The following is a 20,764-nucleotide window of genomic DNA, read 5'->3' as shown; positions in this document are numbered from 1 at the left end:
ATAGTTATTTTATGACTTCATCAATAGCTTCTAAAAATGATTTTATTTCAATGGGTTTTGTTAAATAGCTTCTAGCACCAATTGCTTTTAAATTACTAATTTGGTTCGGCATTGCATCAGCACTGATAACTATTACAGGAATATGCTTTGTTGTTTCATTTGCTTTTAATTCTATCAAAATATCTTTCCCGTGTTTGTCGGGTAAGTTAAGATCGAGCAGAATTAAACTAGGCTTGGTTTCAATTACTTTTTCAAAAGCGCCATTACCATGCATATGAATAATTAAATTGATTCCCTTTCTCTTGGTCTCTATAATTTCTTGTACTAGTTCAATATTAGGCATATTGTCCTCTATATATAGGACAGTACCACTTTGATTATGTATACCAGCATGTCGACTAAGTGAAGCTTCCTTTTGAATTAAATCCAATTGATTTTCGCATTGATGAAGTTCAATCCAAAAAGTACTTCCTTCCCCGGGAATACTTTTAACTCCAACCGTACCACCCATTAAGTCAATCAATTGCTTTACAACTGCTAGCCCTAAGCCAGTACCTTCTACATTGCTTTTTTCAGCACCAATACGTTCAAATGGAATAAAAATTCTTTCTAAATCCTTTTCATCAATACCCCACCCATTATCAGCGACTGCTATTCTAATTGGGGTGTACCCGTTTTCTATAAAAGGTTTGATCTCTACACTGATATTTACTTCACCACCTTCATTATTGTATTTAATGGCGTTGTTAATCAAATTAATTAGTACCTGCTTTAGCCTTTGTCTATCAGCCCTTACATAAGTTGGAACAGTATTGTTTAATTCACAGATTAAATTAATTCCTTTTTGATTTGCCGAAAATTGTAAACTATCAGTTATTTCTCTAATTACATCATATACTTCAATTGGCTCAACTGATATGCTTATTCTGCCAGACTCAATTCTTGATATGTCTAATACTTCATTGATTAAGTTCAATAAATGCTTTCCGCTATCTAATATATGTTGTACTCCTTTTTCTTGAACTGGAGTTAATTCACTCATTTGCAATAATTGTCCAAATCCAAGAATGGAATTCATGGGTGTCCTTAACTCATGACTCATTTTAGATAAGAAATCAATTTTGGCTTGATTGGCTTTTTGTGCTTCTTGGTTAGCATTAATTAAAGAAAGATTTGCATTTTCAATATCAATTGTCCGTTCTTTAATTTTTTCTTCTAAATGCATATTCAAGTCTTTTAATTCGTCTTGAATTCTTTTGCGTTCAGTTATGTCTTCTTTAATTGCAATATAATGTGTAATTTCTCCAGCTTCATTTAATATAGGTCCAATGGTCGCTTGTTCCCAATAAAGTGTTCCGTCTTTTTTTCTATTATGAAAAACGCCTTTCCACTCCTTACCCTGAGTAATATTCCCCCATAAATGTTGATACTCTTCTAAACTAGTTTCTCCAGACTTTAAAACTTTGGGATTTTTTCCCAATAACTCTTCTTGCGTATATCCGGTAGTTTGCAAGCTATATGGATTGGCATATTCTATATTACCTTCTAAATTAGTAATAACAACGGTTAGGGGGATCTGTTCCACCGCTCTAGACAACTTCCTTACTTGTTCTTCAGCTAATCTTTTTTCTGTAATGTCAATGCCCATGCACTGCATTTCAGTGGGGTTCCCATTTGAATCTGTTAAACAAACAAAATCCCAAAGCGTTGTTTTTATTCCACCATTTTTAGCAGGTTTGTCTAATTCAACTTGGTGAACAGATCCAGGATTTAGCATACAAGCCATCACCACTTCTTTTGTTCTTTGGTGATGATATGTACAAATAGATTTTAAAGAATCCCCTTTTGCAATTCCTTCATCCGTATACATCCAGCCAAATTCTCTTTCAAATGTTTTATTCCAATAAGTATGCCTACCTAAAAGATCAGTTCGTAAAACAAAATTAGTTTCACTACTTACAATTTTTTGTAGTCTTTCTTCGCTTTCTTCTAATTCAATTAAAGCCTTTTTTTCATTAGTAATATCTCTAGTAATGCCTAGAACACCAGTGATAATATTTTCTGAATTCCAGCTGGGTTTAATTAAAGAATTGAACCAAAATGCTTGCCCATTTTTTTTAATTGCCTGTCCCTCTAATTGCCAAATATCTTGAGTAGATAAAGTTCCTTCTTTCAGTTTTGACTTAAACTCACGAATAATCTTTATATATTTTTCTATTGTCTCTTCAGAATATTTATCATTCAGTGAACCAGAAATAAATTCTTCAGGCTCATAACCAAAAATTTTTTCAATGGATGGGCTGCAATAATTTAGATTAAAGTTGATATCTGTTGTCCAGATCAGGTCGGCAATATTTTCTGTAATCTCTCGGTACTTTCTTTCGCTTTCTTTAATCTGTTTATTGTAGGATTGCCTTACTTGCATATTCACCAATGTTTCTGCAAATACAGCTAATAAATTTTGTTCTTGACTGGTGAAAAAATGCTTCTTTTTAACAGCGTCTAAGCCAACAAAACCTAAACACTTATTTCCCTGCATGATGGGAACGGTTAAACAACTCTGGATACTTTGCGCCTCTAAACCGTTTTTAAGAACAGTGTTGTCAGGTAATGAGCTTACATCTGGTATATGAACCGATAAACCTTTAGCATGTTGCTCAACCCATTCACCTGCAATTTCAAAAGGGATAAGTTGTAAGTCATTAATATGTGCAACAATTCCTTCATTACACCATTCATAGGTATTACTCATGAATTGATGCTCAAAATCATATTCAAAAATATATACTCGATCAGATTCCGTAAACCTTCCAATTTCTTCCAATGATTCATGAATAGCCTTAGTGGGATCATCATGTAAATCGCCTAAATAAGTTTTGGCAGTCTTCATCATTAAGCTTTGTAGCTTATTTTGAAAACGCAATTTTTTTTCAATTGAAATTTGAGAACTAATATTAGTAATGGTAGATAAAATTCTTTCTAAGGTTATCCCATCCGCCGCAAATTCTGGTTCTGCTTCAAATAAAATCCAAGTTGTATGACGCGTTTTTTTATTGTGAACTCCAGCAATAATATCATTTACTGGTTTTTTTGTGTTTTTTACAATTTCAATTGGATTTTTATCAGTCGGTATTAGATTACCATCGTAGTCAATTAATTCAAAGCCATGATCGGGTGAGCCTATATATCTAAATTTTTCAATGGTAAGTCCAAAAATTCTATCAGCAGCTTGATTGGAATAAATTGGTTTTCCAGAAGCATCAAAGTAAACGATGCCAATATTTATTTTATTTATTAATGTTTCATTAATATAAGCCCTTACATCCATAAATAGTATGTTTACTTGCTAATGGATGAAGTTAATAAATATCCCTTTACTATTGATTTGTTAATCTTGTTTAAAACAACATTGACTATTATTTGTAATTAACTATTGGCAATTGAAAGACTGTATCTTTGAAAATCTATTATGCTTTATAAAATATTGACAGTTGCCGGCCTTGCCACATTTGAAATTTACGCTGCAATTCCTGCTGGATTTGCTTTTGGCATTTCTGCTTGGATGATTTTTTTTACAACAGTTGTAGGTGGCTTAGCTGGTGTATTTATTGCAGCTTTTTTAGGCAAACATATTCAACAGTATCTCAGCAGATTTAGAAAACCGAAACCTAAAAAGGAAAACAAAAACGCCCTGATTTTTAAAATCTGGGAGAAATACGGAGTAATTGGCTTAGGTTTTTTTGGAACACTTACCGTGGGAGCACCTGTTAGTATTGGTGTTGGAACAGGTTTAAATGTTTCTATTCAAAAATTAATCATTTGGTGCTGCGCAGGAGTAGTGACACGTTGTGCTTTGTTTACCGCACTTGGGCATTTTGGTATGAAACTCATAAATTAGTTGAATGAAAGAGCCAATCAAGAACATCATATTTGATTTAGGAGGTGTTTTTTTAAATATTGATTTCCAGCTTACCAACCAAGCATTTATTCAATTAGGTGTACCTCATTTTAATGAAATGTTTACCCAACATTTTTCTAATCCATTATTTGAATTGTTAGAAACCGGTAAAATTGGCGAAGCTGAATTCTATGACTTGTTTAGACAAGAATCAAAAACCAACCTATCTAACGAGCAAATAAAATCAGCTTGGAATGCTTTATTGTTAGACTTTCCTAAAGAAAGGATTGATTGGCTCGAAAAGATTTCGAAAAAGTATCGCATTTTTCTTTTTTCAAATACTAATCAAATTCATCACGATTATTTCATACAAGATTTTGCCACTCAATTTGAAGGGAAAAATTTCGATGCTTATTTTGAAAAAGCCTATTATTCGCAGTTTTTAGGGCTTCGAAAGCCTTATCCTGAATCTTTTCAGGCAATTTTAGACGAGCAAGGCCTTCAAGCTAGCGAAACCTTATTTATAGATGATACCATCAAGAATGTAGAAGCGGCTGAATCATTGGGTTTGCAAACTGTTCATCTAAAACATCCATTTACTGTTTTAGATTTAGCGCTCTAAGAGCCAACTTATTTAACTTCTTCAAAATCTAAATAATCGTCCTTTTTCACAGTAGTTGCTGCGGTTTGTTTTTGCTGCGGCTGTTCTTGTTGACGAGCATATTGCTGTTGCTGAAAAGCCTGTTGCTGTTGCATTTCAGACATTTTTTGCTTGATTTGACTGGCTGTTCTGGAAACAGGTATAACGAGTCCAAAAATGAATCGGTACAATAGGTAAATGGCTAAGGCCCAAAGTAATACTTTAAACATAAGAGCATAAAAGTAGGAATTAACCTATTATAGGGCTGTTAAAACACGCCGAAATCGGAAGAACGGTAAAAATTTGGATTATAGGGTCTTATTATCGTATATTTGCATCAAGCTAAGAATCAACAGAAGGGAACGACTATCGTTCCCTTCTCCTTTTTTACCATGGCAACAGACAACAATATTAACCTAGTCGAGCAATTTTTGCAGACCATGTTGGCAGAAGAGCCAATGTATTTTTTGGTTTCTGTAAAAATTAAACCTACCAATAATATCAAAGTGTTTTTGGATGGGGATAGTGGCTTACCTATTGAGAAATGCGTTTATTTTAACCGTAAACTCTATAAAATGATAGAGGAGGCTGGAATTTATCCTGAAGGAGAATTTTCTTTAGAAGTTTCTTCACCAGGTATAGATGAGCCGCTTAAACTAATTAGACAATACCAAAAAAATATTGGTAGGACCATTCAAGTGGTTTTCACCGACGATACAACAAAAGAAGGAATACTTGAAACAGTAGCAGAAGCCGATATTATGATACAATGTACCAGCGGTAAAGGCAAAAAAGCAGTTACAGAGCAAGTACTTATCCCTTTTTCAAATATTAAATCAACAACTGTACAAATTAAATTTTAGCAGAATAAAACAACAGCGTTATGGCCAGTATCAACCTAATTGAGGCGTTTCAGGAGTTTAAAGACGCAGAAAATATTGATCGTCCCACTATGATGAAAGTGGTAGAAGACGTATTCAAAACCTTACTACGCAAGAAGTTTGGCGCAGACGATAATTTTGATGTTATCGTAAATGCCGAAAAAGGTGACCTTGAAATTATCCGCCGCCGTATGATTGTAGAAGATGGAGAAGTGAATGATCCTTTAGCGGAAATTGCTTATTCTGAAGCTGCTAAAATTGAACCAGACTTTGAAGTAGGCGAAGAGTTGTATGAAGAAGTAGATATTCTTGATTTTGGACGCAGAGCCATATTAGCTGCTAAACAAACACTAGCAAGTCGTATCAGCGATTTGAAAAAGAATGTGTTGGTTAAAAAATATGGTGATAGAGTAGGTGACATTATCAGCGCTGAAGTATACCAGGTTTGGAAGAAGGAAGTGTTGTTACTAGATGAAGAAGGCAATGAGTTGATTTTACCAAAGTCTGAACAAATCCCACAAGATTACTTTAAAAAAGGGGAGAATATCCGTGCAGTAGTGGCTCGTGTAGATATGAAAAATAATACACCTGTTATTATTTTATCAAGGACCAGCCCTATGTTCTTGGCTAAATTATTAGAGATAGAAGTTCCTGAAATTTTTGATGGTTTAATTGCCATTAAGAAAATTGTTCGTGAACCAGGAGATCGCGCCAAAGTAGCCGTTGAGTCTTACGATGATCGTATTGATCCAGTAGGTGCTTGTGTGGGTATGAAGGGAAGCCGTATTCACGGAATTGTTCGTGAATTGAAGAATGAAAATATAGACGTAATCAATTTTACCACCAATATTCAATTGTTAATTCAACGTTCATTAACGCCTGCGAAAATCAGCTACATGGACTTAGACAATGATAAAAAACAGGCCAATGTTTACTTAAAAGCCGACCAAGTGTCTTTAGCAATTGGCAGAAGAGGGGTGAATATTAAATTAGCCTGTGAAATAACTGGCTATGAAATTGATGTTTATCGCGAAGATGAAGAGATTTCAGATGAATTTGATATTGATTTAGACGAATTTAGCGATGAAATTGAAACCTGGATTATTGATGAATTTAAGAAGATTGGATGTGATACAGGACGTAGTATTTTAAAACTAACTGTGGATGAATTGGAGCGTAGAACCGATTTAGAGCGTGAAACAATTGAAGAAGTTAGAAAAGTACTACAAGAAGAATTTGATAGAGAAGAATAAGCAGCCAATAACCACGTATATTTGTCAAGTATGCGTGGCTTAGTTGTAACGCATATTAGGACCCAAAAACAAAGAATGTCAGAACTGAAATTACCGAGACTGTTAGCAGCCGCCAAAGAATTTAATATTGGTCAGGATACCCTGATCGAATTCTTGGTGAAGAAAGGATTTAACAGAGATGACCTGAAGCCCACTGCAAAGCTTCAGGAAGACCATTACCGTGCCCTTCAGGCAGAGTTCCAAGGCGATAAAGTTGCTAAGAACAAAGCTGATCAAGTAGAAATACCAAAAGGTAGCCAGAGTGAGGCAAAGAAGAAGAAAGACGAAGAGGAAATCACTTTTAGAAAAGAAGAGAAAAAACCTGCTGAGCCTGTTGCCGACAAAAAACCAGTTACAGAAGTTGCTCCTATTGTGGAAGCTGCTCCTATTGTGGAACCTGCACCTGTACAAGAGCCAATTGTTGAAGTAACTCCTCCTCCAGTTGTGGTGGAGCCTGCTGCTAAAGCACCTGTAGAAGCCGCCCCTTTTGTGGAACCTTCACCTGTGCAAGAACCAATTGTTGAAGTAACTCCTCCTCCAGTTGTGGTGGAGCCTGCTGCTAAAGCACCTGAAATAACCAAAACTGAAGTAGCTCCTATTGAAGGACCTAAAGTGATTCATAAAATTGATCTTTCTACCATTGATTCTTCTACCCGTCCTAAAAAGACGGTTAAAAAAGCGGAACCAATTCCAGAAAAGAAAGTAGAAGCTCCTAGGCCTGCAGCAAAGCATACGCCTAATCCAATTCCTGCAAAACCAGCACCAGTAGCACCTGCAGCGGTTGTTGCTCCTGCAACACCTCCTCCACCTCCAGTGGTTGATGCTCCCCCTACTATTGAAAATATTCGTGCAGAAAAATTGGAAGGGCCTAAAATTTTAGGTAAAATCGAATTGCCTGTTAATAGCGATACCCGTCCTAAACCAATGGGTAGAGACGAAAAACGCAAACGCAAACGTATTCCTGTAGATAAAAAGGGTGAACCTAATAATGCCCCTGCACCTAAAGATGCAGAAGGTAGACCATTAACCGGCCCTAATCGTCCTATTGTACCTGCAAGAAATAATAACCCCAATGCCGGAAATGGCGGCGGTGGAGGTGGATTTAATAGAGGCGGCGGTGGCCAAGGTGGTTTTAACAGAGGCGGCCAAGGCGGTGGAAACAGAGGCAGAAATGATCGCAATGCTCCTAGGGTTGAAGATAAAGAAATTGACCAAAAAGCAATTCAGGAAAAAATCCGTGAAACCCAAGCTAAGCTTGCAGGAACGGGTGGTAGAGGTAAGAGCCTGAAAGCAAAATATAGAAGAGCTAAGCGTGATGAAGCGGCCGAGTCTAATGGTGATGAAATGATGGAAGACAACAAACTACAGGTAACTGAGTTTGTAACAGTGAGTGAGTTAGCCAATTTAATGGATGTGAGCTTTGCCGATGTAATTGGCAAGTGTATGAACTTGGGAATCATGGTGTCTATCAACCAACGCTTAGATGCGGAAGTGATTGAATTAGTTGCATCTGAATTTGGTTTTGAAGTAGAATTTATTGGTTTAGAAGATGCCGATGATTTAGATATAGATGATGATGAAGATGATGAAGCGGAAAAAACCGAACGTCCTCCAATTGTTACCATTATGGGTCACGTTGACCATGGTAAAACTTCTTTACTAGATTATATCAGAAATGCAAACGTTGTTGCGGGTGAAGCCGGTGGTATTACCCAGCATATAGGTGCATATGAAGTTACTTTACCGAATGGCAAAGCCATTACTTTCTTAGATACGCCTGGTCACGAAGCCTTTACGGCAATGCGTGCGCGTGGTGCTAAAGTAACGGATATATCTATCATAGTAGTTGCAGCGGATGATGCGGTGATGCCTCAAACAAGAGAAGCAATCAGCCACTCTCAAGCAGCTTCTGTTCCGATGATTTTTGCGGTGAATAAGATTGACAAAGACGGCGCCAATCCTCAAAAGATTTATGAGCAATTGTCTCAAATGAATATTCTAGTAGAAGCTTGGGGTGGTAAATTCCAAAACCAAGAATTATCTGCTAAACAAGGATTGAATGTAGATTTATTGTTAGAAAAAGTATTATTAGAAGCAGAATTATTAGACCTTAAAGCGAATCCTAACAGAGAAGCAACTGGTACTATAATTGAAGCTTCTTTAGATAAGGGTAGAGGTTATGTAGCTACTATATTGGTACAAAATGGTACCCTACGTCAAGGAGACTTGATTGTATCAGGACAACATTATGGTAGAGTGAAAGCCATGTTCAATGAACGTAATCAGCGAATCGAAACTGCACCTCCATCTACTCCTGTAGTAATTTTAGGATTGAATGGTGCACCTCAAGCAGGTGAAAAGTTCAAGGTATTTGAAGACGAAGCAGAAGCAAAAGAAGTGGCTACTAAGCGTGCTCAAATTTCTAGAGAGCAAGGATTACGCGCTCGTAAGCATATTACTTTAGATGAAATTGGTCGTCGTTTGGCACTGGGTAACTTTAAGGAATTAAATATCATCATCAAAGGTGATGTGGATGGTTCTGTAGAAGCCTTAAGTGACTCTTTACAAAAATTAAGTACAGCTGAAATTGCAGTAAGAGTAGTGTTGAAAGGAGTTGGTCAAATTTCAGAAAGTGATGTGTTATTGGCAACCGCTTCTGATGCCATCATCATTGGATTTAACGTTCGTCCTTCTATGCAGGCCAATAAATTAGCTGATACAGAAGGTGTACAGATTAAGTTGTACTCCATTATCTACCAGGCTATTGACGAAATCAAGAGCGCGATGGAAGGTATGTTGGAACCTAAGATTCAGGAGAAGATTACTGCTAACGTAGAAGTTAGAGAAGTCTATAAATTTGATAAAGCTACTGTTGCTGGATGTTATGTATTAGAAGGTAAAATTGCTAGAAACAGTAAGATCAGAATTATCCGTGATGGTATTGTTGAATATCCGAAAGGAGAAGGACAAGCTGCTGAATTGGGTAGTTTGAAACGCTTTAAAGATGATGTAAAAGACGTTTCTACCAATATGGAGTGTGGATTAACCATCAAAAACTTCAACGATCTTAAAGTAGGTGACATTGTTGAGGCATTTGAAGAAGAAGAAGTGAAGCGTACTTTATAATAAATTGACCTTTTTAAAGCCTCAAACCCCGTGTTTGGGGCTTTTATATTTTGTTAAAAGCAGTTAAGGGCGTGTAAAACCGCTTTTGTTTGATTATTTTTATACTATGCAAGGGATGAAAAAAGTGTTCGTATTAGGAGCTATATTGGTAGTTGGCTTGAGCAACTCAGCAATTGCACAATCTAAAAAAGTGGTTGCCGACAAAATTGTTGGACAGGTAGGGGATAAAATTATCTTACGATCTGAAATTATTAATACCATTGCGGATGCCAAGCGTCAAACGCAAGGCCAAGAAAACGTGGTATTGCCTAATGAGTGTCAGGTATTAGAAGGCCAATTGATTCGTAAAGCATTATTGCTTCAAGCTCAAAAGGATTCTTTAAAAGTAGAAGATGATGAAATTGAAGCTGAATTAGATAATCGAATTAGACAAACCATTCAGCAATATGGCTCTAAAGATATTTTAGAAGAGATAGCGGGTAAAACAGTTTACCAATTAAAAGACGATTTTAGGGAAGCATTTCGTGAGCAAAAATTAGCAGATCAAATGCAACGTAAGATTGTTGATAATATCAAAATTACCCCAACTGAGGTGAAACAGTATTTTAGTAGAACACCTACCGATAGTCTTCCATTTTATGAGAGTGAAATTGAAGTGAGTCAAATAGTGATTGTACCAAAAGCTAATAAAGATGTAGAAGAATATGTTGCAAAGCAGTTATACGATTATAAAAAACAAGCGGAAGCGCAGGGGCCAAAAAAGTTTGAACAATTGGCAAAGAATTATTCGGAAGACCCATCTGTAAAGGAAAATGGGGGGCAATTTACGCTTAACAGAAACGATAAATTTTGGGATCCTCCTTTCTTGGCTGGCGCTTTTAGATTAAAAGAAGGTCAAATATCTCCAGTTATCAAGGGCAAGTTTGGTTTGCATATTATCATGATGATTAGCCGTTCTGGGGATGAAGCCATTGTTAGACATATATTACGCATACCGCCGATTACCGAAGATGAAATTAAAGAAACAGTTGATAAATTAGATACTATTCGCAATCAAATTAAAGCTGGTAAGATCAATTTTGCAGAAGCAGTTAGTAAGTATTCTGATGATGAAAACAGTAAGTTTAGTGCAGGTTCATTAGTGGGAAGAGATGGGTCTACTTTTATTACTTTAGATGTTTTAGATAAGGATATGATTAAGCCAATTAGTGATATGAAACCTGGCGATATTTCTAAACCACAAGTTTTCCTAAATGAACAACGGGGGAGAAAAGAAGTTAGAATCATCTATTATAAATCAAAAAAAGAGCCCCACCGCGAAAATCTAAAAGACGATTATAATAGAATTGCACAACGTGCTTTAGAAGATAAGAAAACCAATACCCTCGAAAAGTGGTTTAAAGAGCATATCCCTACTTATTATATTCTAATTGATAATGAATTTATGAAGTGTTCTGAGTTAGCACAATGGAAACAAGCTGCTGTGAATGCTGCAGAAGTTAGAAAACAATAGTTTCTTAAAATATTGATAATCAACCATTAAGAAAAGTGAACGCTGATCTTAATGGTTTTTTTGTGCCCAATATTGAACCAAGGAAAAGTTTTTTTTGAATATACATGTACATACATGTATATTTGCATGGTGAAATTAGAACAAGCTATACAAAGCAATAAATTCAAAAACGAAATGCATAAAGCAAGTTTGAATATTTTGTATACTGCTTGGTGGTTGAAGACGCAAATGAGTAAGGAATTAAAAGAGTTTGGGTTAACACACGAGCAATACAATGTATTAAGAATATTAAAGGGTAAATATCCAGAACAGCTATGTGTAAAGGATATCAGCTGCAGAATGATTGAGAAGAGTTCTAATGTTCCAAGAATTATTGATCGATTGGTTATCAAGAAATTGGTTAAGCGTGCTGATTCTCCTACCGACAAAAGAGAAACTGTCACCACTTTAACTCAGGCTGGATTAGCGGTTCTTGCTGCATCTACAGAAAGCGTTAATCAGTTAATGGATGAAATGGTAAAAATGGAAAGTAAAGAAGCGGAACAACTGAATATACTACTGGAACGTCTTAGGGGAACTGAAGTATAATTTTTTTATCTAAATAGATGTATATACACATAAATTAACAATCATGAAAACAACATTACACAAAGCAAACACAAGAGGCCATAATAGCTTTGGCTGGTTAAACAGCTATCATAGTTTTAGTTTTGGTCACTACTATAATCCGGAAAGAATGCATTTTGGTGCATTAAGAGTGTTGAATGATGATACCGTTGCACCAGGCATGGGTTTTGGAAAACATCCTCACGATAATATGGAAATTGTTTCTATTCCATTATCTGGAGATTTACATCACAATGATAGCACTGGAAGAAATGAAATCATTCGCCAACATGATGTACAAATCATGAGTGCTGGTAGTGGCATTGCCCATAGTGAAATGAATGCGAATAAAGATCAGCAAGTAAAATTTTTGCAAATATGGGTGATGCCGAAGGAGTTAAACATTACGCCAAGGTATGAGCAAAAATCTTTCAAGCCAGCAGATAGAACCAACCAGATTTTAACGGTAGTGGCACCAGACAACAAAGATGCAGTTTGGATTAACCAAGACGCTTGGTTTTCCTTGGCCAATTTTGATGCTGGCAAAACAGCTGAATACAACCTGCGTAATAAGGCAAACGGTGTTTATGTGTTTGTAATTGGAGGAGATGCTACCATTAACGGAATTGCTTTGAATGAGCGTGATGGATTAGGCATTTCCGAAACAGACAAGCTGAATATTGTAGCAGATAGTAATACGGAGATTTTGTTGATTGAAGTTCCAATGACCATTAATGCCGATTAATATGAAAACAAGAACTATCGAAACAATTGCATACGGACAACCCATGGATATGGGCGGATTCCCTATCCGTCAAGCCCTCCCTTCATCCAAAGCGGATATGTTAGATCCTTTTTTACTCTTACATCATGCTAATATTAAAGTAGCAGAAAATGTAGACGTTAAAAATGCAGGCGTTGGTCCTCATCCGCATCGTGGTTTTTCTCCTGTTACCTTTATTTTTAAAGGCGGCGTGCATCATCGCGACAGCAGAGGAAATAGCCATATTGTGTATGAAGGCGGTACACAATGGATGAATGCGGGAATGGGCGTTATACATAGTGAAAGACCACCAGCAGATATTCACGAATTGGGAAGTGTGCAGGAATTGATTCAATTATGGATTAATACACCGGCCGCCAATAAGATGGAGGTGCCTGCCTATATTCCTGTAACAAAAGAAGACACCCCAGTAGTAATTGCTGAAGATGGACTAACCAGTATTCAAGTTGTTGCGGGCGAGCTGAATGGGGTTAAAGGAGCTATTGTTCCTGCAACACCAATTAATATGTTCACTATTCATATTAAAAAGGGAGGTTCTTATTTTATTCCTTTTGCAGTTTCACATAATGCGTTTATTTATGCTTTAGAAGGTAATATTAAAATAAATGAGCAAGATGAATTACCGGCATTTTATATGGCTTCTTTCCATAAAGATGGAGAGGGTGTTAAAATTACTGCAACAGCGGATAGTATTTTATTAATGGGAACAGGGGAACCTTTGAATGAACCAGTCGTATCACATGGACCTTTTGTAATGAATAATCAAACCCAACTATTAGAAGCTTTCAGAGACTATCAAATGGGTAAGATGGGCGTACTAATTGAAGAGTAATCAACTATTTTTTATAAAACAATCTAAAATTAAACCAACATGGCAACTTTCAAAATTGACCCAATGCACAGTGAAATCACTTTTAAAGTGAAGCACTTAATGATCACCAATGTAACAGGTAGCTTTCAACAATTTGACGCTACATTAGAAGCTGATGCCGATGATTTTAGCGATGCAAAAATTAGCTTTGAAGCTGCTATCGACAGCATTTCTACCAACAACGAACAAAGAGATACCCACCTAAAAAGTGATGATTTTTTTGCCGCTGCTACTTACCCTAAATTAAGTTTCGTATCTACCTCATTTACCCATAAATCTGGTTCTGCGTATGCACTAGTGGGTGATTTAACCATCAAAGGCAATACAAAGTCTGTTGAATTAGCAGTAGATTTTGGTGGAAGAATGACTGATTTTTATGGTCAAGACAAAGCTGGTTTTGAAATTACGGGTAAGATCAATCGCAGTGAGTTTGGTTTAACTTGGAGTGCTGTTACTGAAGCAGGTGGTGTTGTAGTAAGCGATGAAATCAAATTAAATATGGCTGTACAAATGGTAAAGCAAGCATAAATTGGCTTTACTGAACCCAATCGCCAAATAATCGTTATAAGTATATGCAAATAGAAATAATTACTGGAAGCCCTAGAAAAGACAGTGTTACGTACAGAGTTGCGTTGCATTTACAAGCTGCTTTACGCGAGCACACCGATCATATAGTTGGAATAATTGATGTAAGAGAATGGAACCTGCCTTTATTGCAAAATGTTTTTTCTTCGGTGGATCAAACCCCCGAAGCGTATAAACCGCTTGCGAAAAGAATGTTCGCCGCTAATGCATTTATTTTGGTTACTCCAGAATACAACGGCAGTTATGCTCCCGCTCTACAAAACTTGTTAGATCATTTTCCTAAACAAGCTCGAAAGGCGTTTGGTATTGTTACTGCTTCTGTTGGAGCAATGGGTGGCATGCGTGCATCTCAACAAATGTTGTTACTCGTTGCAGGGCTTTTTGGTATTGCATCTCCTAATATGCTGATTATTCCTCAGGTGGATAAAAAATTTGACGGAAACGGTCAATTGTTGGATCTGGGTTTTAAACCTGCCATCGACAATTTTACCAAAGAATTACTTTGGTTGGCAGGTAATCTTCAGCCAGAATCAGTTGCCGAGAAACGGACTGTATATAATTAATTTTTAAAAGGGTGGCGGAGTTGTAACTTCGCCATTCCTTTTTATATAGCACCATGAGCGATGAAATAAAACACGAGTGTGGCCTGGCTTACATTCGTTTACGCAAGCCCTTTTCTTATTACCTCCAAAAATATGGAACGGTAACTTACGGCTTAAACAAGCTGTATCTTTTAATGGAAAAACAGCATAACCGAGGCCAGGATGGCGCAGGTTTAGCCATGGTTAAGTTGAATGTTGAACCGGGCAACCCTTACTTGCATAGAATGCGTAGTAATGCTCCTCAACCCATTGCAGATTTGTTTTTTAAAATTGGCCAAGAAGTTCAAGAGCTAGAAAAATACCAGCCAGATATTAAACAGCACCCCGGATTAATGAAGGGGCATCTTCCGTTTTTGGGTGAGCTATTATTAGGACATCTGCGTTATGGAACACAGGGGAAAAACAATGTAGAATTTTGTCATCCTTTTATAAAAAGAAATTTAATGCCAGGTAAAAATCTTGCTTTAGCAGGGAATTTTAATCTGGTAAATACCGATGAGTTATTTGAACAAATTGGGGTGAATCCTGGCGACTTTCAAAAGCAAAGTGATTTAGCTGCCATGATGGAAGTGGTTCACCATTATCTTGTAAATGAAGATGAAGCGAATCCTAATAATGCCAATATTACCAATGTATTAAAAAACGCTACTCCCATATTTGATGGTGGGTATACTATTGGAGGTTTATTGGGTAATGGTCATAGCTTTATCATGCGTGATGCGCATGGAATTAGACCTGCCTATTATTATATTAATGATGAAGTAATTGTTGCTGCAAGTGAAAGAGCAGCCATTAGAACCACTTTTAATGTGGGTGAAAATGAAGTGCAAGAATTAATGCCTGGTACTGCTTTAATTGTAGATGATTTTGGGAACTACCAAATCAACAAAATACTAGAACCCAAAGAAAGAAGAGCCTGTTCTTTTGAACGTATTTATTTTTCTAGAGGTAGTGATGAAAAAATTTATAGAGAAAGAATTGCATTGGGTCATCATTTAAGTGAAACGGTATTAGAACGTATTGCTTATGATTTGAAAAACACCATTTTTTCTTATATACCTAACACTGCTGAAGTAGCGTTTTATGGATTGGTGAAGGGGATGGAAGAATACCTCAATAAAATTAAAGTAGAGCGCATTCTAAGTTGGGGTAATGATTTTACGCCCGATAAATTAGAAGAAATGGTGAACCGAAAAATTCGCCAAGAAAAAATTGCGATCAAAGATGTTAAGCTAAGAACTTTTATTACTGAAGATGCCAATAGAAATGAAATGGTACAACATGTGTACGATATCACTTATGGTACTGTTCGTAATAATGAAGATACTTTAGTAGTCATTGATGATAGCATTGTGAGAGGTACTACTTTAAAAGAAAGTATTATCAGAATGCTTTCTAGATTGAACCCTAAAAGAATAATTGTAGTTTCTTCTGCTCCACAAATACGTTATCCAGATTGTTATGGGATAGACATGAGTAAATTGGGCGACTTTATTGCGTTTAGAGCGGCTATTGCTTTGTTGAAAGAACGCAATATGGAAGATTTGCTCGATCAAGTTCGCGATCAAATCATTGCCCTTGAAGAAGCGGGTAATTTACATACAGAGAACGTAGTAAGACAAATTTATAAACCATTTACTACGCTTGAAATTTCCGATAAGATTGCACAGCTCATTACCCCAGAGGGAGTGAATGTGCCCGTGGAAGTCATTTATCAAACGATAGAAGACTTGCATGAGTGTTGTCCTACTAACACGGGAGATTGGTATTTCACTGGAAACTACCCAACACCGGGCGGTAACAAAGTGGTCAATAAAGCATTCTTGAATTACCTCAGTGGCAAGAATGTAAGGGGGTATTAATTAAGGAAGAATGTAATTTTCATAGGCAAAACTAACCAAGTGTGTTAGGTTCTTTACATTGAATCGTTTGTACAAAGGCTGTATTCTTTTTTCTATAGCAGATGCTGAAACACCCAGTTCATCTGCTATTTCTTTAAAAGAATAACCTTTGGCAACATATTTTAGCGCTTCTTTTTCTTTACCCGATATGGTTAAAAATTTTTGAACAGCCTTATTGATTACTTTTTCAAATTCCTCTTTGTCGGGTCCATGCACATCATAGCGCATGACCATTCCTAAATGTAGGTTCCGATTAATTCTAAATCGACCAATAATATGATTAACCATCCCATCTTCATCTACGGAGAGTATACCTATTTTAACTTCCATAGGAACCATGCTTCCATCTCGGTGAATTTTTTTTAATTCAACAGTGAAACTGTAATTTTTGATTCCTGTTTTTTTACTTAGAATAAATTCAATTGTTTTCGCATTGATCTCGTGTGCAAAAGAAACGTAACTAGCATCTGTTTGCTTAATGATTGTCTGCAGGGTTATCTCATCGTCTTTAAAACCCAATGTTTCTTCCCATCCATCTGCATAAATCAGCTTCTTTTCTTTGAAAGAATAAATATAAATGGCTTCGTCTGGAAACCGAATTAAGCTTCTTTTATATTGTTTATAAAGGCTGCTACTGGTATCTGCTGGCAAATCAGTTACGACTGATGGGTCTATTTCAGGCGTCTTATTGGATTTGTTCATACCCTAATATAGTAAAAACTGAGTAATTACACAGTTGTTGGGACTAAACTATTGAACTAAGTTTGCACTAATTAATTATCGGGGGGTAGTTAATTTTTAGGTCGCAATCCGAAAGGTCTGCGGCCTTTTTTATACCCTATAACAAATGGCGTTGATATTCATGCCAGCCCCAACAGATGCGAACATCACAATATCACCTTTTTCGAGCTGATGTTCGTTTAATTCGCCTCTATTTACTAAATCGTATAAAGTAGGTATGGTGGCTACCGAGCTATTGCCTAGTTTATGTATACTCATTGGCATGATATCTTTTGGAACTTCTTTAATTCCATAGAGTTTAAACAATGCTTTAATGAATCCCTCATCCATTTTTTCATTGGCTTGGTGCAAGAAAAACTTTTTTACTTCAGTTACTTCGACACCACTTTTTTCTAAGCAGGCTTTCATGGCAAGTGGTACATTTTTGATGGCATATTCATACACTTTTCTGCCCTTCATTTTTATATACCTCACTGATGGATCTGCATCGGGTAGGTATGACTTACCCATTGTAATATATTTGAGTTCATCGTTACAATGACTTTGCATACTGCTGGCAATAATACCTGAATCTGTTTCTTCCCCTTCAACTGCCTCAATGATAGTAGCTCCAGCGCCATCACTAAAAATCATACTGTCTCTATCATATTGATCAATCACCCTACTAAGTGTTTCGGTTCCTATCACCAAGCACTTTTTTGCTAATCCTGCTTTAATAAATGCATCGGCTTGTGTAACCCCTAAAATCCAACCTGGACAACCAAATAATACATCGTAGGCAACACAGTTGGGATTAACTATACCTAAAGCATGTTTGATATGGGAAGCCAATGAAGGCACTGCATCCGATTGGATGGTATTTTTTAAAACGTTCCCGAAATTATGTGCTACAATAATTTGATCGATGGTTTCATGGTCTATACCTGCGTCTTCAATAGCGTGTTTTGCAGCGATGGCACCCATATCACAAGCAGTGAATTCATTGCCTGCATAACGGCGTTCTTCAATTCCTGTGATATCTTTAAATTTTTCTACGATTTCCGACGATGCGGTAGCTATTTTAACATGATCCTCCCCATAAAAATCTTGCGTCGCAAAATCTTTATTGGTTTTAATATGTGGAGGAATATAACTTCCTGTTCCTGTAATAACTGTTCGTATGGCCATCTTTCCCTATTTATAAGTATTGGTCGCCTTTATTGCGTTTTACCTCAGCAACATATTCTTTAATGGCTTGTTCTTTTTCTTTTTTACAAATCATTAAAACATCAGGCGTATCAACTACAATAAAGTCGTCTAATCCTTGTAAGAGTAATAGCTTTTCTTTTGGTGCAGAAACCATGCACTTAGTAGCATCTATTACAATCACATTTTCTGATGCAACTGCATTGCCTAAGTAATCTTTTTCTAAATTATCATAAGCGCTATTCCAAGTGCCTAAATCGCTCCATCCAAATGATGATGGAATAACATACACATTATCTGCTTTTTCCATGATAGCAAAGTCTATGGAAACATTGGTACAAAGCGGATAAATTCTATTGATTGCTTCCTTCTCGGCAGGCGTATTAAAGTGGGCTTTCTCTGCATCAAACAATTCATACATTTCTGGTTGATATTGCTCAAATGCCTTCATTACATTTTTTACTTGCCAAACAAAAATACCGGCATTCCATAGGAAGTCTCCACTGGCCAAAAAGGTCTTTGCCAATTCTAGATTAGGCTTCTCGGTGAATGTTTTTACTTTATAAATTCCCTCTGCTACTTGCATGGGTTCATGCTGAATATATCCATAACCAGTATTTGGATGAGTGGGTTTAATCCCTAAGGTTACCAAAGACTTGATATTCGATACAAAATCTAATGCTTGTAAAGTAATTTTTCTGAAATTTTCATTATCCAAAATCATATGATCGCTTGGCGCTACTATTAAAGCTGCTTCAGGATCTTTTTGTAATAATTTGTAAGAAATATAAGCAACACAGGGTGCAGTATTTTTTCTGCTCGGTTCTGCAAGAATATTTGCAGGGTTTAATTCTGGCAACTGCTCTTGCACAATCGAAACATACTCATCCGATGTAACAATAAAAATATTTTCGTTAGGAATAAATGCCGCATATCGTTCGTAGGTCCATCTAATTAAAGACTTTCCGGTATTTAAAATGTCTAGGAACTGTTTTGGATAACTCGTTCTGCTCTGTGGCCAAAAACGGCTTCCAATCCCTCCGGCCATAATGGCTACATAATGGTGTTGATTCATATTAAATAGGCTTTATTGTGCGCTTAAAAAACGAACGCGTTGTAAACTTATTGCTTATTCTATACAATTCCTTCTCTAATTAAATCATGTATATGAATAATGCCTTTGTATCTGTTTTTTTCTGCTACCACTAGCTGGCTAATATCATGCTTTTTAAGTAACTCTAGTGCTTCTACTGCCATGGCTTCTGGATGAATTGTAATTGGATTAGTTGATAAAATATCTACTGCACAAACTTGACTGATATCGTTGGTTTTTTCGAGCATTCTTCTGAGGTCTCCATCGGTAATAATGCCTTTTAAATCCATATTTTCGTCAACGACTGCCGTTACTCCCATTCTATTTTGAGTGATTTCAACAATTACTTCTTTTAAAGTGGCTGTTGGAAGTACGCTGGGTTTTTCATTGGCTTTTGATAAATCTTCTACCCGTAAATAAAGTCGCTTTCCTAAATTACCCCCTGGGTGAAATTTAGCAAAATCCCTGTTATTAAATTGATTCAGTTCCATCAAGCAAACGGCTAATACATCTCCCATCACCATCTGTGCAGTGGTACTGCTGGTAGGCGCCAAATTATTGGGACAGGCTTCTTTTTCTACCGTGGTGTTTATGACTAAGTTGGATTGTTTTGCCAATGAACTGTCCATATTTCCTACCATTCCAATCAATAAATTTCCAAAATTGGTTATTAAAGGAATGAGCACTTTAATTTCAGGGCTTTCTCCACTTTTACTTATGAGCATGACCACATCATCTGGGGTAATCATGCCTAAATCTCCATGTATCGCATCTGCGGCATGCATAAATAATGCTGGAGTACCAGTAGAATTGAGGGTTGCTACTATTTTTTGAGCTACAATCGCACTTTTGCCAATTCCACTCACGATTAATCTGCCTTTTGCCTCATGAATGGATTGAATTATTTTTTCAAAGTCTTTATCAATAAATGCTTTCAAACCCAATATGGCTGAAGCTTCTGTTTCAATTGTTTGTTGTGCTAGTGCTTGGATATTTGTATTCATGCTTGGCAAAGGTAAACTTTAACAGCTTAGCAAGGGTTATGC

General features: G+C 36.5%; 18 protein-coding genes. 12 read left to right on the top strand and 6 right to left on the bottom strand.

The window, feature by feature from the left end; genetic code table 11:
• Positions 1–4: 4 nt before the first annotated feature.
• Positions 5–3,328, bottom strand: coding sequence for a PAS domain S-box protein (locus ACTIEI_RS02365; RefSeq protein ID WP_439504674.1), 3,324 nt, complete (start codon positions 3,326–3,328; stop codon positions 5–7).
• A gap of 141 nt (positions 3,329–3,469) precedes the next feature.
• Between ACTIEI_RS02365 and ACTIEI_RS02360 the strand changes: the two genes are divergently transcribed.
• Positions 3,470–3,898, top strand: a complete 429-nt coding sequence (locus ACTIEI_RS02360; protein ID WP_439504673.1) for a hypothetical protein — start codon at positions 3,470–3,472, stop codon at positions 3,896–3,898.
• Between the two features lie 4 nt (positions 3,899–3,902).
• The gene (locus tag ACTIEI_RS02355; RefSeq protein ID WP_439504672.1) at positions 3,903–4,520 is read left to right on the top strand and encodes an HAD family hydrolase; all 618 of its coding nucleotides are present in this window, start codon (positions 3,903–3,905) and stop codon (positions 4,518–4,520) included.
• Positions 4,521–4,528: 8 nt separating this feature from the next.
• Here ACTIEI_RS02355 and ACTIEI_RS02350 read toward each other — a convergent pair whose 3' ends face one another.
• A complete protein-coding gene (locus ACTIEI_RS02350) occupies positions 4,529–4,768 on the bottom strand; it encodes a hypothetical protein (RefSeq protein WP_439504671.1) in 240 nt (79 codons plus the stop codon).
• A gap of 102 nt (positions 4,769–4,870) precedes the next feature.
• On the opposite strand from ACTIEI_RS02350, the gene ACTIEI_RS02345 reads away from it, so the two are divergent.
• The 10 genes from ACTIEI_RS02345 to ACTIEI_RS02300 all read left to right on the top strand — a co-directional run bounded on the left by ACTIEI_RS02345 (position 4,871) and on the right by ACTIEI_RS02300 (position 16,660).
• A complete protein-coding gene (locus ACTIEI_RS02345) occupies positions 4,871–5,401 on the top strand; it encodes a ribosome maturation factor (RefSeq protein WP_439504670.1) in 531 nt (176 codons plus the stop codon).
• A 20-nt stretch (positions 5,402–5,421) separates the two neighbouring features.
• The gene (gene nusA / locus ACTIEI_RS02340; RefSeq protein WP_439504669.1) at positions 5,422–6,672 is read left to right on the top strand and encodes a transcription termination factor NusA; all 1,251 of its coding nucleotides are present in this window, start codon (positions 5,422–5,424) and stop codon (positions 6,670–6,672) included.
• A gap of 30 nt (positions 6,673–6,702) precedes the next feature.
• Positions 6,703–9,837 carry a translation initiation factor IF-2 gene (gene infB / locus ACTIEI_RS02335; protein ID WP_439504668.1) on the top strand — a complete coding sequence of 1,045 codons (3,135 nt, stop codon included), beginning with the start codon at positions 6,703–6,705 and terminating at the stop codon, positions 9,835–9,837.
• A gap of 115 nt (positions 9,838–9,952) precedes the next feature.
• Positions 9,953–11,350, top strand: coding sequence for a peptidylprolyl isomerase (locus tag ACTIEI_RS02330; protein ID WP_439504667.1), 1,398 nt, complete (start codon positions 9,953–9,955; stop codon positions 11,348–11,350).
• Positions 11,351–11,524: 174 nt separating this feature from the next.
• The gene (locus ACTIEI_RS02325) at positions 11,525–11,938 is read left to right on the top strand and encodes a MarR family winged helix-turn-helix transcriptional regulator (protein ID WP_439504666.1); all 414 of its coding nucleotides are present in this window, start codon (positions 11,525–11,527) and stop codon (positions 11,936–11,938) included.
• 43 nt (positions 11,939–11,981) lie between these two features.
• On the top strand, positions 11,982–12,701 hold the full coding sequence (locus tag ACTIEI_RS02320; RefSeq protein ID WP_439504665.1) for a pirin family protein: 720 nt from the start codon (positions 11,982–11,984) through the stop codon (positions 12,699–12,701).
• Position 12,702: 1 nt separating this feature from the next.
• Entirely contained in the window at positions 12,703–13,572 is an 870-nt protein-coding gene (locus ACTIEI_RS02315) for a pirin family protein (protein WP_439504664.1), read from the top strand.
• Between the two features lie 39 nt (positions 13,573–13,611).
• On the top strand, positions 13,612–14,139 hold the full coding sequence (locus ACTIEI_RS02310) for a YceI family protein (protein WP_439504663.1): 528 nt from the start codon (positions 13,612–13,614) through the stop codon (positions 14,137–14,139).
• Between the two features lie 44 nt (positions 14,140–14,183).
• The gene (locus ACTIEI_RS02305) at positions 14,184–14,759 is read left to right on the top strand and encodes an NADPH-dependent FMN reductase (protein ID WP_439504662.1); all 576 of its coding nucleotides are present in this window, start codon (positions 14,184–14,186) and stop codon (positions 14,757–14,759) included.
• Positions 14,760–14,812: 53 nt separating this feature from the next.
• Positions 14,813–16,660 (top strand): amidophosphoribosyltransferase, encoded by a 1,848-nt coding sequence (locus ACTIEI_RS02300; protein WP_439504661.1) that lies wholly within the window; start codon positions 14,813–14,815, stop codon positions 16,658–16,660.
• Here the strand turns inward: ACTIEI_RS02300 and ACTIEI_RS02295 are convergent, their stop codons facing one another.
• From ACTIEI_RS02295 to ACTIEI_RS02280, 4 genes are all read right to left on the bottom strand, one after another.
• Positions 16,661–17,401: a LuxR C-terminal-related transcriptional regulator gene (locus ACTIEI_RS02295; protein WP_439504660.1), complete on the bottom strand. Its 741-nt coding sequence runs from the start codon at positions 17,399–17,401 to the stop codon at positions 16,661–16,663.
• Positions 17,402–17,530: 129 nt separating this feature from the next.
• Entirely contained in the window at positions 17,531–18,607 is a 1,077-nt protein-coding gene (locus ACTIEI_RS02290) for a 3-oxoacyl-ACP synthase III family protein (RefSeq protein WP_439504659.1), read from the bottom strand.
• A gap of 10 nt (positions 18,608–18,617) precedes the next feature.
• On the bottom strand, positions 18,618–19,700 hold the full coding sequence (locus tag ACTIEI_RS02285; protein ID WP_439504658.1) for a mannose-1-phosphate guanylyltransferase: 1,083 nt from the start codon (positions 19,698–19,700) through the stop codon (positions 18,618–18,620).
• 59 nt (positions 19,701–19,759) lie between these two features.
• Positions 19,760–20,722, bottom strand: a complete 963-nt coding sequence (locus tag ACTIEI_RS02280) for a KpsF/GutQ family sugar-phosphate isomerase (RefSeq protein WP_439504657.1) — start codon at positions 20,720–20,722, stop codon at positions 19,760–19,762.
• Positions 20,723–20,764 lie beyond the last annotated feature (42 nt).

Origin of the sequence: Sediminibacterium sp., assembly GCF_051860225.1 — a bacterium.
In the GTDB taxonomy this organism is placed as follows: domain Bacteria; phylum Bacteroidota; class Bacteroidia; order Chitinophagales; family Chitinophagaceae; genus Sediminibacterium.
This window is presented reverse-complemented; position numbering and strand designations above follow the sequence as displayed.